The following is a 23,861-nucleotide window of genomic DNA, read 5'->3' as shown; positions in this document are numbered from 1 at the left end:
CTTGCGCGCCCACTTCGAGGAGTCGCATGTTCACGCATCATGTGTTGGCGAATACCACGGCGGGCCGCCCGGCCCGCACTGGCGCAGTCCGCGGCGCCATGCCCTCCCCGTTCCCCCGTTCCAAGCCACGAGGTGCGCGTATGCCGTAAGCACGTCTCGTCCCCGCAGCATCCAAATCAAATAACGACGCACCAAGCGCTCACACCAATAATGGAGACACGATTTTGGAGCTTTTCCTGCAACAAGTCCTCAACGGGCTGACCCTTGGCGGGGTCTACAGCCTGGTCGCACTCGGGCTCACTCTCGTCTACGGCATCCTGCACGTACCGAACTTCGCGCATGGCGCCTTCTACATGGCGGGCGCCTATTCGGCCTTTTTCATCATGACCAAGCTGGGCCTCGGCTACTGGTGGGGCATGCTGGGCGCGGCCGTCGTCGTCGCCCTGATCTCGGTGCTGTCCGAGCGCCTGGTGTTCCATCCGCTGCGCAAGGCCCCTTACCTGCACCACATGATCGCCTCGATCGGCATCCTGCTGTTCCTGGAAGCCGGCGCCCAGGCCATCTGGGGCGCGGACTTCCACCGCATGGAGACACCCTATAACCAGCTGATCGAATTCGGCGGCCTGACCCTGCCGGCGCAGCGCCTGCTGATCATCGCCGCGGCCTTCCTGCTGGTCGCACTGCTGCAGCTGTTCCTGAAAAAGACCATCACCGGCGCTACGATCGTCGCCATGGCCCAGAACCGCGAAGGCGCGGCCCTGGTCGGCATCGACGCGACGCGCGTAGCGATGCTCACCTTCGCCATCGCCGGCGCGCTGGCCGGCGTGGCAGCCGTGCTGTACGCGCCGATCAACCTGGTCTACACCTCGATGGGCAACCTCGTGATCACCAAGGCCTTCGTGATCATCGTGCTGGGCGGGATGGGCAGCGTGCCGGGCGCCATCGTCGGCGGCCTGATCCTGGGCTTCGCCGAAGCCTTCGGCGCCTTCTACATCTCGACCGACTACAAGGACATCATCGCCTTCGCGATCCTGGTGCTGATCCTGTCCGTGCGCCCGCAGGGCCTGTTCGCCAAGGGAGCCCACTGATGAAACTCTTCACTCCTACCGTCGGCTGGAGCCTGCTGCTGGTGCTGGCCGTCGCCTTCCCCTACCTGGCGGGTAACGACTACCACCTCACCGTGATGTCGACGGCCTATATCTACGCCATCGCCACCATCGGCCTGAACCTGATCACCGGCTACACCGGCCAGTACAACCTGGCCCACAGCGGCTTCATGGCGGTCGGCGCCTACACGGTCGGCATCCTGACGGTCGACCATCAGGTGCCGTTCTGGATCGCCTTCGCCCTGTCCGGCGTGTTCGCGGCCATCCTCGGCTTCTTCGTGGGCCTGGTGTCGCTGCGCCTGAAGACCCACTTCTTCTCGATCTTCACCCTGTGCGTAGGCTACATCATGTACCTCGTGATCGAGAAATGGGAAAGCCTCACCCACGGCACGGTCGGCATCATCGGCATCCCGGCGCCGGAGTCCTTCGCGGGTCTCGATTTCTCGTCGCCACGCCCGCAGTACTACCTGGTGCTGTTCTTCCTCGTCGCCAGCCTCTGGATCATGCACCGCATCGTGCGCTCGCTGCTGGGCCGCACCTTCATGGCGATCCGTAACGGCGACGACCTGGCCCAGGCGCTCGGGATCAACCTGATGCGCAACAAGCTGCTCGCCTTCATGCTGTCGGTCTTCTTCTCGGGGCTGGCGGGCGGCCTGTACGCGGGCTTCGTCCGCTTCATCGGCCCAGGCGTGGCCAGCGTCGAGCACACTTTCGACATGACGATCTACATGCTCGTCGGCGGCATCGGCACCCTGCTCGGCCCCCTGCTGGGCGCGATCGGCATGCCCTGGCTGACCCAGTACCTGCAGGTGCTGCAGGACTACCGCTTCGTCGTCTTCGGCCCGCTGCTGGTGATCCTGGTGATCTTCCTGCCGTACGGGATCGTCGGCACCTACATGAACCGCAAACGCCGCAAAGAAGCGCAGGCGGCACAAGCCGCCGCGCCGGCGGCCCCGGCCCCGGTCTCGACCCTGAACACCGCGAAAGGAGCGACCCATGCTTGAAATCGATTCGCTCACCAAGCGCTTCGGCGGACTGGCGGCCGTCAACGACGTCAGCGTGAAGTTCGCACGCGGTACCATCAATGCCATCATCGGCCCGAACGGCGCCGGCAAGACCACCTTCTTCAACCTGGTCAGCGGGGCGATCGTCCCGACCAGCGGCAAGGTGGTCTTCGACGGCAAGGACGTGACCGGCCTGCGTGCCGACCAGGTCGCGCGCCTCGGCATGGCGCGCACCTTCCAGAGCACGACCCTGTTCGACACGGCCACCGTGCTCGACAACCTGATCGTCGGCCACCGCCTGCGCACGCAGTCCGGGCTGCTCGACGTGATCCTGGGCTCGAAACGGCTGAAGGATGAAGAACGGGTCTGCCGCGAAAAGGCGCGCGCCGCGCTCGATTTCGTCGGCCTGTCGCACGTGGAAAACCGCATTGCCGGCGATATCTCGCAGGAAGAAAGAAAACGCGTCGCCTTTGCGCTGGCGCTGGCCACCGACCCGACCCTGCTGCTGCTGGACGAACCGGCCGGCGGCGTCAATCCCGAGGAGACCGTCGGCCTTGCGCGCCTGATCCGCAAGATGGCCGACAGCGGCCTGACGGTCTGCCTGATCGAACACAAGATGGACATGATCATGAATCTCGCCGACAAGATCCTGGTGCTGAACTATGGCGAGAAGATCGCCGAAGGCACGCCCGCCGAAATCCGTGCCAATCCGGTCGTGATCGAAGCCTACCTGGGGAGCGAACATGCTGCGGCTTGACAAGGTCTCCCTCTCCTACGGGAGCTTCCGCGCCCTGCACGACGTCTCGATCCACGCCGACGAGGGCGAGCTGGTCGTCCTGCTCGGCTCGAACGGCGCGGGCAAGAGCTCGATCTTCCTCACCATGAGCGGCCTGCAGAAAGCCAGCACGGGCAGCATCCGTTTCGCCAATCACGAGCTGGTCGGCCGCAAGCCCTCGCAGATCGTGGCCGACGGCCTGGTGCACTGCCCGGAAGGCCGCAAGCTCTTCCCCGGCATGTCGGTGCTGAAGAACCTGACGCTGGGCGCGTATGTGCACCGGCGCGATGCCAAAGGTACGCAGAAGTCGCTGGAAGAAGTGTTCGCGCTGTTCCCGATCCTGCACGAGAAGAAGGACATGCCGGCCGGTTCCCTCAGTGGCGGCCAGCAGCAGATGGTGGCGATCGGCCGCGCGCTGATGGGCCGCCCGAAGGCGCTGCTGCTGGACGAGCCTTCGCTGGGCCTGGCGCCGCTGGTCGTCAAGCAGATGTTCGAGGTGATCGCGCGCATCAACAAGGCCGGCACCACGGTGCTGCTGGCCGAGCAGAACGCGTATGCTGCGCTGAACATCGCCAGCCGCGCCTATGTGATCGAACAGGGCCGCATCGTGATGGAAGGCGGCCGCGACGAGCTGCTGAATAACGAGCAGGTACGCAAAGCATATATTGGAGCATAGATTCACGGAGCATAGATTCACGGCGCATAGACGTCGAACCCACCGTAGCAACCACAACAAGTAAATCTTCAGGAGACACAAAGATGAAAGTGCAAGCCAAGTTCACCCGCCGTACCCTGCTGGCCGCCGCGGCCGCCACCCTTGCCTTCGCCGCCGGCGGCGTGCAGGCGCAGGAAGTCATCAAGATCGGTTTCTCGGGGCCCCTCTCCGGTGGCGCCGCCCTCTACGGCAAGAACGTCCTGAGCGGCATGGAGATGGCCGCCGCCGAGATCAACGCCAAGCCGCTGCAAATCGGCGGCAAGAATTACAAAGTCGAGATCGTTTCGCTGGACGACAAGTACAACCCGGCCGAGACCGGCATCAACGTGCAGCGCCTGGTGCAGCAGCACAAGACCGCCGCCGTGCTGGTACCGCACTCGGGCGGCGTGTTCGCGGTGCAGGGCATGAACGAGAAATCGAACCTGCTGCTGCTGGCCTACACGAGCCTGCCGCAGGTGACCGAGCGCGGCAACAAGCTGACCATTCGCATCCCGCCTGATTTCACCGGCTACATCGGCCCGTTCACCAAGGCCATGATGAGCAAGCACGGCAAGAACGTCGCCATGGTGCAGGCCGACCACGATTACGCCAAGGCCTGGGCTGCCCTGTTCAAGCCGGCCTGGGAAGCCGCCGGCGGCAAGGTCGTCGCGGAAAACCCGATGTCCTACAACAAGGCCACCGACTTCTACTCGGGCGTGTCGCGTGCGATGCAGGCGAAGCCGGACGTCATGTTCATCGGCGGCGCCTCGGAGCCGACCGCACTGGTCGCCAAGCAGGCGCGCGAGCTGGGCTTCAAGGGCGGTTTCATCATCCTCGACCAGGCCAAGATCGACGAAATGGCCAAGGTGGTCGGCGGCATCGCCCCGCTGGAAGGTTCGATCGGCGTGATGCCGCTGGCAAACGACGACCGTCCGGAAGCCGTTGCCTTCACCCAACGCTACCGCAAGCTGAACCCGGGCAAGGATCCAAGCACCGAGATCAGCCTGAACTACTCGGCCGTGCACGCGACCGTGGCCGCCATGAAGCTGGCCGGCACCACGACCGACGCCACCGCGATCCGCGCCCAGATGGAAAAGGCCTTCACCACCCTGCCGGCCATGTACAACCCGAACGACATCGACGGCCTGGACAGCAAGGGCGGCACCATCGCCAATACCATCCTGGGTACGGTCGAGGGCGGCAAGATCAAGGGCCAGTTCCTGCGTGCTTTGAATGCTGGCAAATAAGTCTTAACGGATCACCGTCGGGAGCCTGGTATCCCGGCGGTCGTGATCGTTGAACTGCGCCCGTTCCGAGTAGAGCGGATTGGGCGCGACGTACACCCGCAATGGATGTCCCAGGGCGCCGCTCGGCGCCACCTGGTTCAGGTCGAACACCTGGACGAGCGGGCTGACATCGAAACTCCAGCCGAACTCGCCGCTGCCATTCACGAAGCGAATGGTATCGCCGGCCACCACATTAATCGAATGCATGTTCGGACTCAGGTTGACCGTACGGGTCGCGGCCGAGGCCGGCACGGGCGTCCCGAGCAGATCGGCGCGCGGCGTGACCGCGGTGGCCGACATACAGGCCGTCAGCAGGGTGACGATGACGGCGGGAAGGAGCGGACGGGCTGACATGATGCTTCCTCCAAAGCGGGTGGATCTTCCATCAATCTAGCCCGTGGCGCGCGGAATGAAAGCGCGGCAGGAGGAAATAATTTGGGGTGTTGGTATGGGGAATTCGTGAAGGTTTGCATGGGGACGTAACGTAGGGCGGGCATGCCCGCGTAACACCACCCGCACCGACGCGGCGGTAATGACGCCACGTTCGTTCACATACCATCGGGGCGCATGCATTCGGGTCGCGGCATGCGTTGCACCATGCATACGCACGTACGCGTGGGCATGTCCACCCTACGGTGCTACGGGCGGTGGCGTACCGTAGGGCGGGCATGCCCGCGTTAAACCGCCCGCCCCCACGCGGCGCTCAAACGACCCCGCGCTCCTTCAATCCCGCGAGCTTCTCTTCCGACAGCCCCAGCAACTCGCCGAGCACATCGTTCGTCCCCTCCCCCAGCGTCGGCGGCGCCCGCCGCACCGGGAGCCGCTCGCCATTGAAGCGGTAGGGCGAGGCCATCACATCCACGCTGCCCGCCACCGGATGCGCCATCTTCGTCACCAGGCCGGCATCGACCGCGCGCGGCGAGGTCATCGCCTCGTGCAGGCCCGCCACCTCGCCGCAGGGAATGCCGACCCGCGCCATACGCTCGAGCAGATCCTTGCGCTTGCGCGCGAACACGGCGTCGCGCAGCTTGGGCGCCAGTTCCTCGCGGTGGATGGTGCGCTCGAGATTGGTCTTGAAGCGTTCGTCCTCGGCCAGATCCGGCCGCTCGATCACCTCGGTGCAGAAGCGCAGGTACTGGCCGTTATTGCCGACGGCGATGACCAGCGGCCCGTCCGCCGCCTCGTACACGCCGTAGGGCATGATCGATGGGTGGGCGTTGCCGTAGCGCGGAGGATCGTTCCCGCGCAGCAGGGCTTCCAGGCCGTAATACGCCGTGATCATCAGGCCGCAGTCGAACAGGGCCATGCCGACGTGGCGGCCGACGCCGGTTTTCTCGCGCTCATACAGCGCGGCCAGCACGCCCTGGGCCGCGTACATGCCGGTCATCATGTCGACCGCCGCGACGCCGAATTTCAGCGGCGGCTGGGTCGGTTCGCCGTTCAGGGCCATCAGGCCGGTCTCGCCCTGGATCACCAGGTCGTAGCCGGGCCGCGCCGCCTCCGGCCCGGTGCGGTCGTAACCGGTAATGGAACAGTAGATCAGGCCCGGCTGTTCCTTCACCAGTTCGTCGTAGCCGAGGCCGAGACGTTCGATGTCGCCGAACTTGAAATTCTGGATGACGATGTCGCTCTTGCGGATCAGGTCGCGCGCGATCTGCTGGCCTTCAGGGGTCTTCAGATCCAGGCAGACCGAGCGCTTGTTGCGGTTGACGCTGTTGAAGTAGGCCGTCTCGGTGTTCCCGACGCGCATGCCCCAGTCGCGGGTGTCGTCGCCGCGCACCGGGTGCTCGACCTTGATCACCTCGGCACCCATGTCGCCCAAGACCATGGCGCACCAGGGCCCAGCCAGCACCCGCGACAGGTCGAGAACGCGCACGCCGGCCAGCGGCAGTGAGGATGTGTTTGTCACGATGAGTCTCCTGTACGGCCGGGCGCCGATGCCCCGGCCTTTTTTCTAGTGCTTCCCGCGCAGCGAAGCGAAATCCGGCGCGCGTTTCTCGAAGAAGGCGCGGATGCCTTCCTGCGCCTCGTCGTCGCCCTGCGATTCGGCCATCAGCGCCGCTTCCAGGTCGAGCTGCTCGCCCAGGCTGGCGTGGCCGGCATTCTCGCACAGGCGCTTGATGCGCGCGGCCGCGTTGGCTGGGCCGCCTGCGATGCGCTCAGCCAGGCGCAGCGCCTCTTCGACCGCCGTGCCGGGCTCCACCAAACGGTTCACCGCGCCCAGCGCATACAGGCGCGCTGCGGGAATCCGCTCACCCAGCAGGCACAGTTCCATCATCTGCTGGCGCGGCAGGAATTGCGAGAGGAAGGCGGTGGCGCCGCCGTCTGGGCTCAGGCCGACCTTGATGTAGGCCATGGTGAAGAAGGCGTCCTGCGCCGCGACCAGCATGTCGCAGGCCAGCGCCAGCGACATGCCGGCGCCGGCCGCCCCGCCCTCCACCGCCGCGATCACCGGCTTCGGACAGGCGCGCAACGCGCGGATCTGGTCGTGCAGGCGGCCGATCTTTTCCAGCCGCTCGGGGATTGTCAGGTCGCGCCGCGTGGCCAGCTGGCGCAGGTCGCCCCCGGCGCAAAAGAAGTCGCCGTCGCCCGCGAAGACGATGGCGCCAATGGCCGGATCAGCCGCCGCTTCGTTCAGAGCGGCAGGCAGCGCGTCATACAGCTCTGGCGTGATGGCATTCCTCGCCGCCGGATTGCTGTTGACGAGGATGCGCACCGCACCCTCGGTGCGAACGAGGAGGCTCATGCAGCCTGCCGTCCGAGCGCGATGTAGCGCTCGAGGTGGTGATCCTCGTCGCCCAGCTGGTGGTCGATCATCACCAGGCGCTTGGCGTAGTGGGCCAGCGGCAGTTCCCAGGTCATGCCGATGCCGCCGTGGAGCTGGATGCATTCTTCAGCCACCAGGGCGCCGATGCGGCCGATGCTCATCTTGGCGGCGGACAGCGCGCGCTCGCGCGTGATCCGGTCCGCGTCCAGGGCGGCGGCCGCGTTGATGACGGCGGAACGCGCCTGCTCGATTTCCAGCAGCAGATCGGCCATGCGGTGCTGCAGGGCCTGGAAGCTGCCGATCGGGACGCCGAACTGCTTGCGGGTGCGCAGATAGTCCAGCGTGGCCGCTTTGGCCGCTTCCATCGCGCCCAGCGCTTCCGCGCACAGGGCCAGGATGCCGCGCCCGGTGGCGCGTTCCAGCGTGGCGTAGCCTTCGCCCTCGGCGCCCAGGAGCGCGCCGGCTTCCAGCAGCACCTCCTCGAAACGCAGCTCGGCCACATGGCCGCCGTCGATGGTCGGCGTGCCGCGCACGGACAAGCCCGCGGTGCCCGACGGCACCAGGAACAGCGAGATGCCGGCTTCGTCGTCGACCGCGCCGGCCGTACGCGCCGAGACCACGAAGAGACCGGCCTGCTCGCCCACCGGCACGACGGACTTGACGCCGTTGAGCACCCAGCCCTCGCCGTGGCGCGTCGCGATCAGGCCCACGCGCGCCAGTTCGTAGTGCGTGTCCGGCTCGTCGTGGGCGAAGCTGGCGATCGTGCTGCCGTCGGCGATGCCGTCAAGGAGCGCTCGCTGCCCTTCGTTGCCGGCCGTGGCGATCGCTTCGCCGGCCAGCACGGCGCTGGCAAGCAGGGGTTCCAGCACCAGGCCGCGGCCCAGGGCTTCGAAGACGACGGCGATGTCGAAGCCGCCGCCGCCGAAGCCGCCGTCTTCTTCGCGCAGCAGGGCGCCGATGACGCCCAGTTCGGCGAAGTGGTTCCACATCTCGGCCGAATAGCCTTCCGCGCTGCCGGCGATCTTGTTGCGGACTTCAAAACCATAGCGCTCGGCGATGAAGCGGTTCAGGCTGTCGGCGAGCATGCGCCGTTCTTCGGTGTGTTCGAAATTCATGGTCGTTCCCTTACAGCCCGAGGATCATCTTCGAGATGATGTTCTTCTGGATCTCGTTGGAGCCGCCGAAGATCGACAGCTTGCGGTTGTTGAAGTACTGCGCCGAGGCGGCCGCCGCGAAATCGGGGCCGAAGGGCTCGCCCGTGTAGTCGGCGTCGAGCATGTTCTGGGTGAAAGGACGCGCATGCACGCCCATCGCACGCCGCGCCAGCGAGGTGATCTCCTGGCGGATCTCGGTGCCGCGGATCTTGAGCATCGAGCTCTCCGCACCCGGCACGCCGCCGCCGGCCACCGCCGCGATCACGCGCAGGTTGGTCGTCTTCATGTTTTCCAGGTCGATCTCGACACGCGCCAGGCGCGCGGCGAAACTCGGATCTTCGAGCAGCGGCTTGCCGTTACGGGTCTGGCGCGCGGCAATCTTCTTCAGGCGCGCCAGGGCCGCCACCGAGAAGCCGACGCCGGCGATGTTGGTGCGCTCGTAGGTCAGCAGGTATTTGGCGCAGGTCCAGCCGGCGTTTTCCTCGCCCACCAGGTTTTCAAGCGGGACGCGCACGTCGGTGAAGAAGACCTCGTTGACTTCATGCTCGCCGTCCAGGGTGATGATCGGGCGCACCTCGATGCCGGGCGAGGTCATGTCGATCAGCAGGAAGCTGATGCCGGACTGCTTCTTCGCCTCGCGGTCGGTGCGCACCAGGCAGAAGATCATGTTGGCGTGCTGGCCGAGGGTCGTCCAGGTCTTCTGGCCGTTGACGATGTAGTGCTCGCCCTGCACGTCCGTGCCGCGCACGGCGGTCGTCTTCACGGCCGCCAGGTCGGAGCCGGCGCCCGGTTCCGAATAGCCCTGGCACCACCAGTCGGAGCCGTCCAGGATGCGCGGCAGCCAATAAGCCTTTTGCGCCTCGTTGCCGTACTTGATCAGCACGGGGCCGAGCATGTTGACGCCGAAGGGCACGATGCGCGGCGCGTGGGCGATGGCGCTCTCGTTCTCGAAGATGAACTTTTCGACGGCGCTCCAGCCCGGGCCGCCGTACTGCTCGGGCCAGTGGTTGGCCAGCCAGCCGCGTTCGTTGAGGATGGCGTGCCATTCCTCCATGTCGGCCTTGGTCAGGTGTTTGCCCTCGGCGACCTTGCTGGACAGGCGTTCGGGGAGCTTCTCGGCGAGGAAGGCGCGCACTTCGGCGCGGAAGGCTTCTTCTTGCGGGGTGAAATTCAGATCCATAAAGGCTTCCTCAGAAAATCTCGAACAGGCCGGCGGCGCCCATGCCGCCGGCGATGCACATCGTGACGACCGCGTACTTCGCCTTGCGGCGGCGGCCTTCCAGCAGGATGTGGCCGGCCAGGCGGGCGCCGGTCATGCCGAAGGGATGGCCGATCGAGATCGCGCCGCCGTTCACGTTCAGGCGCTCCTCGGGAATCCCGAGCTTCTGCTGGCAGTAGATCGCCTGCGAGGCAAAGGCTTCGTTCAGCTCCCACAGGTCGATATCCTCCACCTTCAGGCCGAAACGCGCCAGCAGTTTCGGCACCGCGAACACGGGGCCGATGCCCATCTCGTCCGGCTCGCAGCCGGCGACCGCCATGCCGCGGAAGGCGCCCAGCGGCGTCAGGCCGAGGCGCTCGGCCTCTTTCGCTTCCATCATCACGCAGGCCGAGGCGCCGTCCGAGAGCTGCGAGGCATTACCGGCCGTGACGAATTTGCCTTCGCCCATGACCGGCGCCAGCTTGGCGAGACCCTCGTAGGTGGTGCCGCGGCGGTTGCAGTTGTCCTCGCTGACCGTCACCTGGCGCTTGGTGACTTCCTTGGTTTCCTTGTCGGTGACGGCCATGGTGGTAGTGCAGGCGACGATTTCGTCGGCATAGCGGCCGGCCAGCTGGGCTTCCTCGGTCTTGCGCTGGGATTCGAAGGAGAAGCGATCCTGCGCCTCGCGCGAGATGCCGTAACGCGCGGCGACGATGTCGGCGGTCTCGATCATCGGCATGTAGAGGGCCGGCTTGTTCTCGAGGATCCACGGATCCATGCCGGAATCACCCGAATCGCGGGTGCGGATCTGCGAAATCGACTCGACACCGCCCGCGATCACGGCCGGGGCGCCGTCGACCACGATGCGGCCGGCGCCGATGGCGATCGCCTGCAGGCCCGAGGCGCAGAAGCGGTTGACGGTGGTGCCGGCGATGCTGATCGGCAGGCCGGCCCGGATGATGGTCTGGCGCGCGACGTTGCGGCCGGTCGTGCCTTCCGGATAGCCGCAGCCGAGGATGGCGTCCTCGATCCGGGCCGGGTCGATGCCGGAGCGTTCGACGGCGGCGCGCACGGCGAAGGCGGCCAGTTCCGGGCCGGTGGTGATGTTGAATTCGCCGCGGTGCGCTTTCGTGAGCGGAGTACGGGCGGTTGAAACGATGACGGCTTCGCGCATGGCGAGTCTCCTAGATTGATTCTGTTATTTGTTCAGGCTGGCGAAGTTCTCGCCGCGTTCGACCAGCTCGACCAGCAGCGGCGACGGCTGCCAGAACAGCGGGTCTTCCTTCGCGAATTCGCGGATATCGGCCAGGATCTTGTCGAGGCCGACCGTGTCGGCGTAGTGCATCGGGCCGCCGCGGTAGCGCGGGAAGCCGTAGCCGTGCACAAAAGTCACGTCCACGTCCAGCGGGCGCAGCGCGATCTTCTGGTGCACGACGTTGGCGCCTTCGTTGATCATCGCGGCCAGGTAGCGGCGCACGATCTCCTCGTCGCTGAAGGTCTTCGGCACGATGCCGGCGCGCCGGCGTTCGGCGTCGATGATGGCTTCGACTTCCGGATCGGGCGTGCCGACCCGGGCGCCTTCGGGATACAGGTAGTAGCCGCGGCCCGTCTTCTGGCCGAACCAGCCGCGCTCGCACAGGCGATCCGGGATCTGCACATAGCGCGCCTCCGGGTTGCGGGTAGCGGCGCGGCGCTTGCGCGTGGCCCAGCCGATGTCGCCGCCGGCCAGATCCGAGACCTGGAAGGGCCCCATCGGATAGCCGAAGTCGCGCACCGCCTTGTCGATCTGGTAGGGCGAGGCGCCGTCTTCCATGATCGCCTGCGCGGCGGCGCCATACACGGCCAGCACCCGGTTGCCGATGAAGCCGTCGCAGACGCCTGCCCGCACCGCCGTCTTCTTCAGCTTTTTCGCCAGCTCGAAGGCGGTGGCGACGACGTCGGCCGCCACCTTCGCCGGTACCACGATCTCCAGCAGCTTCATGATGTTTGCCGGCGAGAAGAAGTGCAGGCCGATCACGTCCTGCGGGCGGCCGATGCTGGCGGCGATCTCGTCGATGTCGAGGTAGGAAGTATTCGTGGCCAGCACGGCGCCCGGCTTGCAGACGCGGTCGAGTTCCTTGAACACGGCCTGCTTTACCGCCATGTCTTCGAACACGGCTTCGATCACCAGGTCGGCCTGGCCGAGGGCGTCGTAGCGGCTGCTACCCGAAAAACGCGCCATGATGGCGTCCTTCGCCTCGGGCTTGATGCGGTTCTTGGCGATCAGGCCGTCGTAGACCTTTTCGACGTTGGCGCGGCCGCGCGCCAGCGCCTCGTCGTCGCGCTCGATCATCACGACCGACAGGCCGGCATCGAGCACGGCCACCGCAATGCCGGCGCCCATGGTGCCGCCGCCGACAATGCCGACGCTCTTGACCTCACGCGGCTGCGCCGAGCGGGTCTCGGGTGCCTTGGCCGCTTCGCGTTCGGCGAAGAAGGCGTGCACCAGGCCGGCGCGCTGCGGCGATTCCAGGCATTCGATGAAGAGCTTGCGCTCGAGCGCCATGCCTTCGTCGAAAGGCAGGTCGAGCGCGCCCTGCACGGCGTCGACGATTTTCAATGGCGAGAACAGGCCGCGCGCTTTCTTGGCCGTCTCGGCACGGGCGGCGTCAATGGCGCCTTGCGTGGCGGCGCGGTCGTCCAGGGCCGATGCCTGACTGGTGCGGCGCGGAGCGGCGCCAGCGGCGACCAGTTCGCGCGCATAGGCCAGGCCGGCGGCAGCTGCGTCCTCGCCTTCGGCCAGCTTGTCGACCAGGCCGAGTTTCTCTGCTTCCCTGGCGCCGATGTGGCGGCCGCTGAGCATCAGTTCCAGCGCCGCCTGGGCGCCGATCAGGCGCGGCGTGCGCTGGGTGCCGCCGGCGCCGGGCAAGAGGCCGAGCAGCACTTCGGGCAGGCCCAGTTTCGCGCTGCCGAGCGCGACCCGGTAGTGGGCACCCAGCGCCACTTCCAGGCCGCCGCCCAGGGCCGCGCGGTGAATCGCGGCGATGACCGGCTTGGCGCAGGCTTCGATGCGATTGCAGACGTCCGGCAGCGCGGGAGCCTGGGGCGGCTTGCCGAATTCGCGGATGTCGGCGCCGCCGAGGAAATTGCGGCCAGCGCCGGCGATGACGACCGCCTTGACGGTGGAATCCGCGTCGGCGGCTTCGATCGCCGCGAGCAGGCCACGGCGCACGTCGACGCCGAGCGCGTTCACGGGCGGGTTGTCGATCGTGACCAGAAGGATGTCATCGATGCAGGTCTGTGCGACGCTGGCAGGTGCGGCGGTGGTGTTCAAGCCTGTCTCCTTGGTGATGTTCGCTTGGCGTTTCGCTGTGCGAAATGGTGTTTTGCAAATCTTGGCGAAATCAACCATACATAAGTTTGGCCGGCCTGTAAATCCCCTTTTGTGGACAGGATTTCCGGTGTAATTACGCCCCGTGAAGGAGGCTTTCCGATTTCCACGCCTATCGATGCTTCATAGGACAGCGGAATATTCGTTCCGCAGTGCGAACGGCAATTTCACTAAACTGTTGACACTTTTCTTCCGGCTGTGTGAATATCCGCTCAGACCCGGCCCCAGACGCAGGGCACCGGGACAACGCAGTCGCAGCAAAGGAAGCCATGCAAGACGAGATCGAATCATTCGAAGACGATGCAGCCAAAGACCGCCAGTTCGTGACGGCCCTGGCGCGCGGCCTGGAGATTTTGCGCTGCTTCCGCCCCGGCGAGACCTATCTGTCGAACAGCGAAATGGCCAAGCGCACCGGCATGCCGAAGCCGACGATCTCGCGCCTCACGTATACGCTGACCCGCCTCGGCTACCTCACCTATTCTCCCGACCAGGGCCGCTACCAGCTGGGCGCCGCCGTGCTGGCCCTCGGCTACACGCTGCTCGCCAACCTCGACGTGCGCAAACTCGCGCGTCCGGCGATGCAGGCCCTGGCTGAATACGCGCAATGCAGCGTGGCGATCGGCATCCGCGACCGCCTGTCGATGGTGTATGTGGAGGCTTGCCGCGGCAGCGCCGCCGTGACCTTGCGCCGCGACGCCGGCTCGCGCATCCCGCTGGCGACCACCGCGATGGGCAAGGCCTACCTGTGCGGCCTGCCGCAGAACGACCGCGACTTCCTGATGGATCACATCCGCCTGCAGACCGAGACCAACTGGCCGAACATCAAGGCCGACCTCGAACAGGGTTTCAGGGATTACCAGGATCGCGGTTTCGTGATGTCCTCGGGCCTGTGGGACGCGAACATCAGCGCGGTCGGCGTGCCGCTGGTCGATCCCGATCCGGCCAAGACCATGGCCTTCAATTGCGGCGGCCCCTCCTTCCTGCTCCCGCGCGAAAAGCTGGTCGAGGATCTGGGCCCGCGCCTGGTGCAGCTCGTGCGCGGCGTCGAAATGAGCATGGGCCGCAACCTCGGCTGAGCAGCATCCCGATATATGCCGGGCCGCAGCGCGGCCTGGCGCCCCCGGCCTTGTCCGGACAGTTGAAAAAGGCAGTAAAGACCTTGCCGGCGGCGCGCGAACACCGCAACGCCGGCTGCAGCAAACCCCGTGAACATTACTGAAAAGGTGGAGACATGAAGAAGGCAACAAGCATCGTCCTGGCAATCGTGGCGGCAAGCGGCGCGGCAGCCACAGTGAACGCTCAGGCGGAAGAATTCAAGGTCGGCGTGCAGATCCCCCTGACCGGCCCGCTGGCGCGCGTCGGCATGGGCACGCAGGAAGGCATCCGCGTCGCCGCGGAAGTCTTCAACAAGACCAACGGCAAGCACACCATCAAACTGGTGACGGTGGACGACGAGTCGGCCCCGGCCAAAGCCGTGGCGGCCGTCGAAAAGCTGGCCAGCGAAGGCGTGGTCGCCGTCACCGGCGGCTACGGCTCGAACAACATCTCGCCCGCGTCGGACGCTGCGGGCAAGCTGGGCCTGGCCTACATTACCTCGGGCGGCGTCGACGACGGCCTGGTGCAGGCCGGCCGCAAGAATTTCTTCCGCATTAATAACACCGCCGGCTACCAGAAAGCGCTGGTCGGCCTGATCTCCGACCTGGGCGTGAAATCGGTCTCGATCATCTACTCGACCAAGGACGCCACCGAAGGCCTGGCCACCGACGTCCAGAAGACCCTCGGCGCCAAAGGCATCAAGGTCGGCATGCACGCTTTCGACCCGGCCATCACCGACTTCAAGCCGATCATGAACAAGGTCAAGCTGCAAGACCGTTCGGAATTCATCGCCATGGTCGGCTACGAGAACGACTACGTCGGCATCCTGCGCGCCGCCCGCGTGCTGAAACCGACCTCGGTCAAGGCGATCGCCGGCGTCTGGTCGCTGGCCACGCCGAAGATGGCGGCCGACTTCCCGGATCTGATGCCGAAGGTGTACGGCACCGCCGTGCTGCCCTTCCCGGTGAACTTCACCACGCCTGAAGGCAAGGCTTTCGGCGAAGGCTACAAGAAGCTGCACAACAAGGAGCCGGATTACCTCGGCCAGTTCGGCTACGTGCAGTCGATGCTGCTGTTCCAGGCGATCGCACGTGCGGCCGACGCCGGCACCATCAAGAAGGGCGGCGTGATCGAAGAGCTGCGCAAGACCGACACCCAGACCCTGATCGGCCGCGTGCAGTTCAACGCCGGCGGCGACAACCCGAACTTCGTTCAGCGCATGGGCCAGCACCAGGGCAAGGAAGTCGTGCTGGTGTGGCCGAAGGATTCGGCCAACGGGAAACCGCAATATCCAGGCGTGCCTTGGTGATGGAACCTCGATAAACCTACTGCGCGTTGTCCTGGCGGTCTGCGATGCTCGCCGTACTACTCGTACGGCTGCGCTTCTCGACCGCCAGGCCTGCCGCTCGCTACGGTTTCTCGAGGCTCCGTGACGTGCGTAGGTAATTAGCATGAAACAGATTGGAATGCAGACATGACGGAATTAATCTTGCAGTCCGTGTACTCCGGGCTGCTGCAGGGCGGCTCCTACGCCCTGATCGCCCTGGGCCTGGCGCTGGTGTTCGGCGCCATGAAGGTGATCAACCTGGCGCACGGCGAATTGGTGCTGCTGGCGGCCTATATTGCCTACACGGTCGAAACGAAGCTGGGCTGGAACCCGGCGATGGCCATCCCTGTCGCGGTGCTGGTCGTCACGATCACCTCCGCCCTCCTCTACTTCGTCGTTGGCCAGATCAAGACCAACCGCGAAATCAATTCGCTTACCCTCACCTATGGCGTGGGCGTGATCCTTACTAACCTGGTGCTGATGATCTGGAGCGCCGACGTGCGCGCCACGAGCTCGTCCTGGATGCAGGAAGCCTTCATCGTCGGCGACCTGTACAGCATGCGCAGCGAAGTGCTGTTCTTCGGCGTCTCGATCGTGCTGATCGTCGGCCTGTGGTGGTGGCTCTCGCGCAGCTGGTATGGCCGCGCCGTGCGCGCCGTCTCCAGCAACCGCGACGCCGCCAAGCTCATGGGCATCAACCCGGGCCGCACCGAACTGGTCTCCTTCCTGGTGGCCGGCCTGCTGGCCGCCTTCGCCGGCGTGGCCCTGTTCAGCTATGGCGTCATCAGCCCGGCCACCGGCAGCGTGCTGACCGTGAAGGCCTTCATCATCACCGTGCTGGCCGGTATCGGCTCGATTCCCGGTGTGCTGATCGGCGCGGTACTGCTCGGGATCGCCGAGTCGCTGACGGTGACCCTCGCCAGCTCGGCCCTGCAGGAACTGGCCGGCATGGGACTCTTCCTGCTGGTTCTCTTTGTCATGCCTAACGGCTTGTTCGGTGCTGCCCGGAGGCGCGGATGAAACTCAACAAACTCCTCATCGTTATCCTGGCCGCCACCTATGTCGGCGTGCCGCTCCTGCTGGGCGGGAACGCCTATGTGATGAGCCTCGTGATCGCCTCGCTCGTCATCGGCGGCATCGCCCTCTCCTGGGCGCTGCTGGGCAACCTGGGCGGCATGGTGAGCTTCGGTCACGCGGCTTTCTTCGGCGTCGGCGCCTATACCTCGGCGGTGCTGTCGATGCAGCACGGCGTGCCGGTGTTCGTCGGTCTCGTCATGGGGGGCCTCGGCGCGGTGGTGGCGGCCATCACCATGCTGCCGGTGCTGCGCCTGCGCGGACCCTACTTCGCGCTGGCGATCCTTGCCTATGCCCACATCTTCCGCATCCTCGCCACCGAGTGGCAGTCGGTCACGGGCGGCTCGGGCGGCATCGCCAGCATTCCGCGCCTGCCTGAATTGTTCGGCATCGACTTCAGCGGCAAGGTCGGCAACTACCTGGTAATCCTGACTATCGTGCTGCTGTTTGCCTGGGTCTACGACATCATCCGCCGCAGCCCGCACGGCCTGGCCCTGCGCGCCATGCACGACAGCGAGGACGCGACCCGCGTCGTCGGCGTCAACAACACGCTGCTCAAGGGCCTGATGCTGCTGGTCTCGGCCTTCATGTGCGGCGTGGTCGGCGCCTTCAATGCCCACTACATCAATTTCCTGGAGCCGGACTACGCCTTCTCCGCCGGCTGGGTGACGATCCCGATCGTCGCGGCGATCTTCGGCGGCTACCGCACGATCACCGGCCCGCTGGTGGGCGCCGTGGTGGTGTATCTGGTCGACCAGCTGTTCGTGAAGAACATCATGCCGACCGGCCACCAGCTGGTGCTGGGCGTGGTGCTGGTGGGGATGATCATCGCCAGCCCGGATGGCCTGTTCGGCCTGGTGAAGAAGTTCATGAGGAAAAAAGATGCTACAGCTTGAAAACGTGACCGTGCGCTTCGGCGGCCTCACCGCCGTCAATGACGTCTCGCTCAACATCGGCACCGGCGACGTCGTCGGCCTGGTCGGCGCCAACGGCGCCGGCAAGACCACGCTGTTCAACGCCATCTCGGGCCTGGTGCGCCCGACCGCGGGCCGCATCGTGTTCAACGGCGTCGACGTGCTGAAGGCGCCGATGTACCAGCGTGCCCGCATGGGCATCGGCCGCACCTTCCAGATCCCGCAGCCGATGCACGAACTGACCGTACGCCAGAACCTGCAGGTGTCGCAGCGCTTCGGCACCGGACGCATCGACCCTGCCCGCATCGAGGAGATCCTCGCCTTCACGGGCCTGACGGCCAAGGCCGAACGCGACGCCTCCACGGGCCTGGCGCTGACGGAACTGAAGGCGCTGGAAGTGGCGAAAGCCCTCTCCACCGACCCCAAGCTGCTGCTGCTGGACGAAGTGCTGGCCGGCCTCGAGACCAACGGCAAGCGCGCCTTCATGCAGATGCTGAAAGGCCTGCACCAGAAGTTCCAGGTCGGGATCTGCATCATCGAGCACGACATCGAGACCATCAGCAACCTGTGCGAGCGGGTCGCGGTGCTGAACTTCGGCCAGCTGATCGCGGAAGGCACGCCGTCCGAGGTGTTCAGCAATCCGGAAGTCGTGAAAAGCTACACGGGAGCAGACCATGCTTGAGATTAGCAACCTGCGCGCCGGCTACGGCGCCATCAACGTGCTGTGGGACTTGTCGCTCAGCGTACAGCCGGGCAAGCTGACCACCATCATCGGCCCCAACGGCGCCGGCAAGACCACGCTGCTGCGCGCGATCATGGGCCTGGTGCCGGTCAACCAGGGCACGATCACCCTGAACGGCAAGCCGCTCAACGGCACGCCGACCTGGGAAATGAACGACGTCTCGATGGCGATGATCCCCGAGGGCCGCATGGTGTTTCGCGACATGACGGTCGAGGAAAACCTGATGATGGGCGCTTTTGCGCCCCAGCACCGGGCCAGCGCCAACGCCAACCTGGAAAAGTCGTATCTCATGTTCCCGCGCCTGCGCGAACGCCGCAAGCAGCTGGCCGGCTCCCTCTCGGGCGGCGAAGCGCAGATGCTGGCGATGGCGCGCGGCCTGATGAGCGACCCGAAGCTCCTCATCATCGACGAGCCGTCGCTCGGCCTGGCGCCGGTGATGGTGAACGAATTGTTCGAGATCCTTGGGCGCCTGAAGGGCGACGGTCGTACCATCGTGCTGGTGGAGCAGAACACCCAGCGCGCAGTCGGCGTCGCCGACCACGTCTACCTGATGCAAAGCGGGAAAGTGGTGCTGTCGCAGGCGGCTTCCGAGGTCAGCCTCGACCACCTGCACGACCTGTATTTTGCACGCTGATTTCGCGCGCTGATTCTATCTATATATTGAAGAGACCATCATGACCAAGACCGCATTCCACTGGGACGATCCGCTGCTGCTCAACAGCCAGCTCACCGACGACGAGCGCATGATCCGCGACGCCGCCGCCTCCTACTGCCAGGACAAGCTGCAGCCGCGCATCCTGGAAGCCTTCCGCCACGAGGCGATGGACACGACCATCTTCCGCGAGATGGGCGAACTCGGCCTGCTCGGCCCGACCATNAACCGAGACCAGGACATCCATGAACCATTCCGATTCGCCACGCAAGGCCGCCTTCCACTGGGACGATCCGCTGCTGCTCAACAGCCAGCTGACCGACGAGGAACGCATGATCCGCGACGCCGCCGCTTCCTACTGCCAGGACAAGCTGCAGCCGCGCATCCTGGAAGCCTTCCGCCACGAGGCGATGGACACGACCATCTTCCGCGAGATGGGCGAACTCGGCCTGCTCGGCCCGACCATTCCCGAACAATACGGCGGCCCCGGCCTGAACTATGTGGCGTATGGCCTGATCGCGCGCGAAGTCGAGCGCGTCGATTCGGGCTACCGCTCGATGATGAGCGTGCAATCCTCGCTCGTGATGGTGCCCATCTACGAATTCGGCAACGAGGCGACCAAGCAGAAATACCTGCCGAAGCTGGCCACCGGCGAATGGATCGGCTGCTTCGGCCTGACCGAACCGAACCACGGCTCCGATCCGGGCTCGATGGTCACGCGCGCGCGCAAGGTCGACGGCGGCTATGCGCTGACCGGCAGCAAAATGTGGATCACCAATTCGCCGGTCGCCGACGTGTTCGTCGTCTGGGCGAAGGACGATGAAGGCGCGATTCGCGGCTTCGTCCTCGACAAGGGCATGGAAGGCCTGAGCGCTCCTGCCATCCACGGCAAGTTCGGCCTGCGCGCCTCCGTCACCGGCGAAATCGTGATGGACAATGTGTTCTGCCCCGAAGAAAACGCCTTCCCCGACGTGCGTGGTTTGAAGGGCCCGTTCACCTGCCTGAACTCGGCGCGCTACGGCATCGCCTGGGGTGCATTGGGTGCAGCGGAGGCCTGCTGGCAGACGGCGCGCCAGTACACCATGGATCGTCACCAGTTCGGCAAACCGCTGGCGGCGAACCAGCTGGTGCAGAAGAAGCTGGCCGACATGCAGACCGAGATCACCCTCGGCCTGCAGGGCTGCCTGCGCCTGGGTCGGATGAAGGACGAGGGAACCGCCGCTGTCGAGATCACCTCGATGATGAAGCGTAATTCCTGCGGCAAGGCGCTCGACGTGGCGCGCGTCGCGCGCGACATGCTTGGCGGGAACGGCATCTCCGATGAGTTCGGCATCATCCGCCACATGGTCAACCTCGAAGTCGTGAACACCTATGAAGGCACGCACGACATCCACGCCCTGATCCTGGGCCGGGCGCAGACNAGTTCGGCATCATCCGCCACATGGTCAACCTCGAAGTCGTGAACACCTATGAAGGCACGCACGACATCCACGCCCTGATCCTGGGCCGGGCGCAGACGGGTATCGCGGCGTTCTGACGCCGGACGCGTGGACGGCGGAGCCGTCCACGCTTCGACACAAGCGGCGAACTTGCATTCCGGGCATGGCCGAACCGGCAAGCTGTCCCATCCAGGCGACAGAACGATGCCGCCTTGCCATCGCCAAGGACGCCCTGCGCGGCAAGACCGTTTTGCCTTTGAAATACCCATGGTAAGCTGCTGAGCTGCAATTTTCTTGCTTACCGCAAACACCCATGTTGTCTTCTTTCCGTTCGGGCCGCCTGGCCCTGGCGCCCGCCCTCGCCGCCGTATCGGCCGCCATCGTGCTCCTGATGACCCTGATCACGCTGCAACTGGTCGGGCAGACCCTGGCGAAACAGGCCGAAGCCGACATCGGCCAGACCCTGGCCGAGCTGGCCTTCCAGACCACCGACAAGCTCGACCGCGGCATGTACGAGCGCTACCGGGAAGTGAAGCTGATGGCCGAGCGCCACGGCATCACCGACCCGGCCGTGCCGGTCGAAGTGAAGCGCGCCGCCCTGCAGAGCATGCAGAGCACCCACCCGTATTACGCCTGGATCGGCATGACCGACAACCGCGGCACGGTGCGCATCGCCACGGGCGGCCTGTTGGAGGGCAAGGACGTGTCGAGCCGCCCCTGGTTCGCGGCCGCCTACGAAGGCGTGCACCTGCACGACGTGCATGAGGCGGTGCTGCTGGCCAAGCTGCTGCCGAACCCGACGCGCGAGCCGAAGCGTTTCTTCGACATCGCCTTTCCCTACCGCGGCCCGGACGGCGTCATTCAGGGCATCTTCGGCACCCACCTGAGCTGGCAGTGGGCGGCCGCGGTGGAGCGCTCGGTGCTGCGCCCGCTCGCCGCGCGCGAATCGGTCGATACCCTGATCCTGAGCCGCAACGGGGTGGTGCTGCTGGGGCCGAAAGACTACGCCGACAAACAGCTGAACCAGGAGAGCTTCCGGCGCGCGCTGCGCGGCGGGAACGACTCCGTCATCGAAACCTGGCCGGACGGCAGGCGCTACCTGGTCGGCTACAGCCGCAGCGTCGGCCACGAATCCTATCCGGGTTTGGGCTGGGTGGTGGTCGTGCGCCAGCCGCTGGAGCGCGCCTTTGCGCCCGTGGCCGAGCTACGCGAGCAGATCCTGTGGGCCGGCCTCTGCGCTGCAGCCATCGTGTCGCTGCTGGTATGGGCCTTCGCCCGCGACCTCGCACGTCCCCTGCAAACGCTGGCGCGCCAGGCCGATGCGCTCCGTAGCGGCGACGCGCGCACGCTGCCGCCCCTGTCCAGCCGCCTGACCGAAGTGCAGATCCTGCGCAGCGCCTTCGATGCCCTGCTCTCCAAGCTGCTCGCCAACGAGCAGGGCCTGCGCGAACTGAACGCGGGCCTGGAAGCGCGCGTGGGCGAGCGCACCGCGGAACTGCACCGCGCCATCGAGGAGACGCGCAAGGGCGAAAGCCGTGTCAAGGCCATCATCGATACGGCGCTCGACGCCTTTGTGGGCATCGACAGCGACAACCGGATCACGGACTGGAATCCGCGCGCCGAGGAGATCTTCGGCTGGACACGTGCGGAAGTGTTAGGCCGCACCGTGTCGGAAACGATCATCCCGCAACGCTTCCGCCAGGCCCACGAAGCCGGCATGCGCCGCTTCGCGGCGAGCGGCAGCTCGGGCGTGGTAGGCCAGCGCATCCAGTTGTCGGCGCTGCGCCGCATTGGCGAGGAATTCCCGGTCGAAATGACCATCGGCCAGATCCACGCGGGCGAAGCGTCCTTCTTCGGCGCCTTCATCCAGGACATCTCGGAGCGCAAGCGCATCGAGGACGAACTCGCGCGCGAACGCGAACTGCTGGGCGCCGTACTCGACTCGATCGACGTCGGCGTGGTGGTCTGTTCCAGCGCCGGCGAGATCACCCTGTTCAACCGCGCCGCCCGCGACATCCACGGCTTGCCGCCGGCACCGCTCGCGCCTGAGGACTGGGGCGGCCATTACCGGCTGTTCGACGCCGACGGCGAAACCCCGCTGTCGGCGGAGCAGATTCCGCTGTTCCGGGCCCTGCACGGGCAGCTGGTCGAAAACAGCGAGTTGACCGTGAAACCGCTGGACGCGCCGCCGCGCTTCCTGTTCGCCAGCGGCCGCGCCCTGCATGCCGCCGACGGAACCGGCATCGGCGCCGTCATCGCCCTGAAGGACGTGACGGCCCTGAAGGAGTCGGCACGCCGCCTGGAGGCGAGCGAGCGCAGCCTGCGCACCATCACGAACAACCTCCCGGTGCTGATCGGCCATGTCGGCCGCGACGAACGCTATCGCTTCGCGAACGCGACCTACGCAAGCTGGTTCAAGGTGCCGCCGGAGGAAATCGTCGGGTGTTCGATCGAGGAGGTCATGGGCGGCGCGCTCTATCGCGAGCATGCGCCCGTGCTCGAGCGCAGCCTGGCCGGAGAAACCGTGCGCTTCGAGGTTGAGCTGCCGATGGACGACGGTATGCGCACCGTCGAGATCACGCGCATTCCCGACATCCACGACGGGGTCTACAACGGTTTCTATGTGCTGGGCGCCGATGTCACGGCCGCACGGCGCCACGAAGAGGAGCTCTCCAGGCTGGCACGCGTCGACACCCTGACCGGCCTGCCGAACCGGCGCGCCTACCACGAGCACCTCGAGGCAGCCTTGCAGCGTGCGCGCCGCGCCGGCAGCGGCGTGGCCCTGATGTTCCTTGACGTCGACCGCTTCAAGCAGGTCAACGACACCCTGGGCCATGCCGCCGGCGACGCTGTGCTGCACGAGTTCGCCGGGCGCGTGCGTGGCGCCGTGCGCGCGACCGATACGGTGTGCCGCCTGGCGGGCGACGAATTCACCGTCATCCTCGAAGGACTGAAGTCGCCGGGCGAGGCGGCCCTGGTGGCGGCCAAGATCCTGAAGGCTTTCGAGGCGCCCTTCCTGCTCGAGAGCGGCGCGCGCACCGTCTCGACCAGCATCGGGGTGGCCTATGCCGACGTCCACCCGGCCGACACGGCCCTGCTGGGTGCGGAAGCGGACAAGGCCCTGTACCAGGCCAAGAGCGCGGGACGGGCGCGCTTCGCGGTGTCGCGCCTGGAGGCGGTTCCCGTCTGCTGACCCGTCGCGTCGCCACCCGCGCGCTTGAAAGCACCCGAACTGGTGCAAAATCGACCAATCAAGCCAATGTG

General features: G+C 65.9%; 19 protein-coding genes and 2 pseudogenes. 14 read left to right on the top strand and 7 right to left on the bottom strand.

Translation table 11 applies throughout. The features are described from left to right. The first annotated feature begins 224 nt into the window (after window positions 1-224). From ASF77_RS04695 to ASF77_RS04675, 5 genes are all read left to right on the top strand, one after another. On the top strand, window positions 225-1,088 hold the full coding sequence (locus ASF77_RS04695; protein WP_056335097.1) for a branched-chain amino acid ABC transporter permease: 864 nt from the start codon (window positions 225-227) through the stop codon (window positions 1,086-1,088). Next, window positions 1,088-2,110: a branched-chain amino acid ABC transporter permease gene (locus ASF77_RS04690; protein ID WP_056335094.1), complete on the top strand. Its 1,023-nt coding sequence runs from the start codon at window positions 1,088-1,090 to the stop codon at window positions 2,108-2,110. Before ASF77_RS04695 ends, ASF77_RS04690 begins: the two co-directional genes overlap by 1 nt. After that, window positions 2,103-2,867 carry an ABC transporter ATP-binding protein gene (locus tag ASF77_RS04685; protein WP_056335090.1) on the top strand — a complete coding sequence of 255 codons (765 nt, stop codon included), beginning with the start codon at window positions 2,103-2,105 and terminating at the stop codon, window positions 2,865-2,867. The genes ASF77_RS04690 and ASF77_RS04685 overlap by 8 nt, the downstream gene beginning before the upstream one ends. Continuing rightward, entirely contained in the window at window positions 2,854-3,561 is a 708-nt protein-coding gene (locus ASF77_RS04680; RefSeq protein WP_056335087.1) for an ABC transporter ATP-binding protein, read from the top strand. The genes ASF77_RS04685 and ASF77_RS04680 overlap by 14 nt, the downstream gene beginning before the upstream one ends. Window positions 3,562-3,644: 83 nt before the next feature. After that, on the top strand, window positions 3,645-4,826 hold the full coding sequence (locus tag ASF77_RS04675; protein WP_082493553.1) for an ABC transporter substrate-binding protein: 1,182 nt from the start codon (window positions 3,645-3,647) through the stop codon (window positions 4,824-4,826). A gap of 3 nt (window positions 4,827-4,829) precedes the next feature. Here the strand turns inward: ASF77_RS04675 and ASF77_RS04670 are convergent, their stop codons facing one another. From ASF77_RS04670 to ASF77_RS04640, 7 genes are all read right to left on the bottom strand, one after another. After that, window positions 4,830-5,219, bottom strand: a complete 390-nt coding sequence (locus ASF77_RS04670) for a CzcE family metal-binding protein (protein WP_229445235.1) — start codon at window positions 5,217-5,219, stop codon at window positions 4,830-4,832. Window positions 5,220-5,568: 349 nt separating this feature from the next. Beyond that, the gene (locus ASF77_RS04665; RefSeq protein ID WP_056335085.1) at window positions 5,569-6,774 is read right to left on the bottom strand and encodes a CaiB/BaiF CoA-transferase family protein; all 1,206 of its coding nucleotides are present in this window, start codon (window positions 6,772-6,774) and stop codon (window positions 5,569-5,571) included. A gap of 45 nt (window positions 6,775-6,819) precedes the next feature. After that, window positions 6,820-7,611 carry an oxepin-CoA hydrolase, alternative type gene (locus ASF77_RS04660; RefSeq protein WP_056335083.1) on the bottom strand — a complete coding sequence of 264 codons (792 nt, stop codon included), beginning with the start codon at window positions 7,609-7,611 and terminating at the stop codon, window positions 6,820-6,822. Next, window positions 7,608-8,747 carry an acyl-CoA dehydrogenase family protein gene (locus ASF77_RS04655; RefSeq protein ID WP_056335081.1) on the bottom strand — a complete coding sequence of 380 codons (1,140 nt, stop codon included), beginning with the start codon at window positions 8,745-8,747 and terminating at the stop codon, window positions 7,608-7,610. The genes ASF77_RS04660 and ASF77_RS04655 overlap by 4 nt, the downstream gene beginning before the upstream one ends. 10 nt (window positions 8,748-8,757) lie before the next feature. Further along, on the bottom strand, window positions 8,758-9,966 hold the full coding sequence (locus ASF77_RS04650; RefSeq protein WP_056335078.1) for an acyl-CoA dehydrogenase family protein: 1,209 nt from the start codon (window positions 9,964-9,966) through the stop codon (window positions 8,758-8,760). Window positions 9,967-9,976: 10 nt separating this feature from the next. Continuing rightward, window positions 9,977-11,158, bottom strand: a complete 1,182-nt coding sequence (locus ASF77_RS04645; protein WP_056335077.1) for an acetyl-CoA C-acyltransferase — start codon at window positions 11,156-11,158, stop codon at window positions 9,977-9,979. A 24-nt stretch (window positions 11,159-11,182) separates the two neighbouring features. Further along, window positions 11,183-13,375 (bottom strand): 3-hydroxyacyl-CoA dehydrogenase NAD-binding domain-containing protein, encoded by a 2,193-nt coding sequence (locus tag ASF77_RS04640; protein ID WP_082493552.1) that lies wholly within the window; start codon window positions 13,373-13,375, stop codon window positions 11,183-11,185. A 248-nt stretch (window positions 13,376-13,623) separates the two neighbouring features. Here ASF77_RS04640 and ASF77_RS04635 point away from each other — a divergent pair, with 248 nt between their 5' ends. The 9 genes and pseudogenes from ASF77_RS04635 (at window position 13,624) to ASF77_RS04595 (ending at window position 23,790) form a co-directional block, all read left to right on the top strand. Beyond that, window positions 13,624-14,430 carry an IclR family transcriptional regulator gene (locus ASF77_RS04635; protein WP_056335071.1) on the top strand — a complete coding sequence of 269 codons (807 nt, stop codon included), beginning with the start codon at window positions 13,624-13,626 and terminating at the stop codon, window positions 14,428-14,430. Between the two features lie 155 nt (window positions 14,431-14,585). Next, on the top strand, window positions 14,586-15,758 hold the full coding sequence (locus ASF77_RS04630; protein ID WP_056335067.1) for an ABC transporter substrate-binding protein: 1,173 nt from the start codon (window positions 14,586-14,588) through the stop codon (window positions 15,756-15,758). A 165-nt stretch (window positions 15,759-15,923) separates the two neighbouring features. Continuing rightward, entirely contained in the window at window positions 15,924-16,796 is an 873-nt protein-coding gene (locus ASF77_RS04625; protein WP_056335065.1) for a branched-chain amino acid ABC transporter permease, read from the top strand. Then, a complete protein-coding gene (locus ASF77_RS04620) occupies window positions 16,793-17,746 on the top strand; it encodes a branched-chain amino acid ABC transporter permease (RefSeq protein ID WP_056335060.1) in 954 nt (317 codons plus the stop codon). Before ASF77_RS04625 ends, ASF77_RS04620 begins: the two co-directional genes overlap by 4 nt. Further along, a complete protein-coding gene (locus ASF77_RS04615; protein WP_056335057.1) occupies window positions 17,733-18,446 on the top strand; it encodes an ABC transporter ATP-binding protein in 714 nt (237 codons plus the stop codon). Before ASF77_RS04620 ends, ASF77_RS04615 begins: the two co-directional genes overlap by 14 nt. After that, on the top strand, window positions 18,439-19,140 hold the full coding sequence (locus tag ASF77_RS04610) for an ABC transporter ATP-binding protein (RefSeq protein ID WP_056335052.1): 702 nt from the start codon (window positions 18,439-18,441) through the stop codon (window positions 19,138-19,140). Before ASF77_RS04615 ends, ASF77_RS04610 begins: the two co-directional genes overlap by 8 nt. A 40-nt stretch (window positions 19,141-19,180) precedes the next feature. Then, a pseudogene (locus tag ASF77_RS23505) lies at window positions 19,181-19,383 on the top strand (acyl-CoA dehydrogenase family protein); the annotation flags it as partial. A gap of 20 nt (window positions 19,384-19,403) precedes the next feature. Further along, window positions 19,404-20,578 (top strand): annotated as a pseudogene (locus ASF77_RS04600) (acyl-CoA dehydrogenase); the annotation flags it as partial. A 332-nt stretch (window positions 20,579-20,910) separates the two neighbouring features. Further along, window positions 20,911-23,790: a diguanylate cyclase domain-containing protein gene (locus ASF77_RS04595; protein WP_056335044.1), complete on the top strand. Its 2,880-nt coding sequence runs from the start codon at window positions 20,911-20,913 to the stop codon at window positions 23,788-23,790. Window positions 23,791-23,861 lie beyond the last annotated feature (71 nt).

This window comes from Massilia sp. Leaf139 (genome assembly GCF_001424165.1).
Taxonomy (GTDB): Bacteria; Pseudomonadota; Gammaproteobacteria; order Burkholderiales; family Burkholderiaceae_D; genus Telluria.
The sequence above is the reverse complement of the archived record's forward strand: the minus strand, read 5'-3'. Positions and strand labels throughout refer to the sequence as shown.

Coding starts and splice junctions, on each gene's coding strand:
- ASF77_RS04690 (WP_056335094.1), top strand. CDS start 1,088: ATGAAACTCTTCACTCCTACCGTCGGCTGGAGCCTGCTGCTGGTGCTG.
- ASF77_RS04685 (WP_056335090.1), top strand. CDS start 2,103: ATGCTTGAAATCGATTCGCTCACCAAGCGCTTCGGCGGACTGGCGGCC.
- ASF77_RS04680 (WP_056335087.1), top strand. CDS start 2,854: ATGCTGCGGCTTGACAAGGTCTCCCTCTCCTACGGGAGCTTCCGCGCC.
- ASF77_RS04675 (WP_082493553.1), top strand. CDS start 3,645: ATGAAAGTGCAAGCCAAGTTCACCCGCCGTACCCTGCTGGCCGCCGCG.
- ASF77_RS04670 (WP_229445235.1), bottom strand. CDS start 5,219: ATGTCAGCCCGTCCGCTCCTTCCCGCCGTCATCGTCACCCTGCTGACG.
- ASF77_RS04660 (WP_056335083.1), bottom strand. CDS start 7,611: ATGAGCCTCCTCGTTCGCACCGAGGGTGCGGTGCGCATCCTCGTCAAC.
- ASF77_RS04655 (WP_056335081.1), bottom strand. CDS start 8,747: ATGAATTTCGAACACACCGAAGAACGGCGCATGCTCGCCGACAGCCTG.
- ASF77_RS04650 (WP_056335078.1), bottom strand. CDS start 9,966: ATGGATCTGAATTTCACCCCGCAAGAAGAAGCCTTCCGCGCCGAAGTG.
- ASF77_RS04645 (WP_056335077.1), bottom strand. CDS start 11,158: ATGCGCGAAGCCGTCATCGTTTCAACCGCCCGTACTCCGCTCACGAAA.
- ASF77_RS04640 (WP_082493552.1), bottom strand. CDS start 13,375: ATGGTTGATTTCGCCAAGATTTGCAAAACACCATTTCGCACAGCGAAA.
- ASF77_RS04635 (WP_056335071.1), top strand. CDS start 13,624: ATGCAAGACGAGATCGAATCATTCGAAGACGATGCAGCCAAAGACCGC.
- ASF77_RS04630 (WP_056335067.1), top strand. CDS start 14,586: ATGAAGAAGGCAACAAGCATCGTCCTGGCAATCGTGGCGGCAAGCGGC.
- ASF77_RS04625 (WP_056335065.1), top strand. CDS start 15,924: ATGACGGAATTAATCTTGCAGTCCGTGTACTCCGGGCTGCTGCAGGGC.
- ASF77_RS04620 (WP_056335060.1), top strand. CDS start 16,793: ATGAAACTCAACAAACTCCTCATCGTTATCCTGGCCGCCACCTATGTC.
- ASF77_RS04615 (WP_056335057.1), top strand. CDS start 17,733: ATGCTACAGCTTGAAAACGTGACCGTGCGCTTCGGCGGCCTCACCGCC.
- ASF77_RS04610 (WP_056335052.1), top strand. CDS start 18,439: ATGCTTGAGATTAGCAACCTGCGCGCCGGCTACGGCGCCATCAACGTG.
- ASF77_RS04595 (WP_056335044.1), top strand. CDS start 20,911: ATGTTGTCTTCTTTCCGTTCGGGCCGCCTGGCCCTGGCGCCCGCCCTC.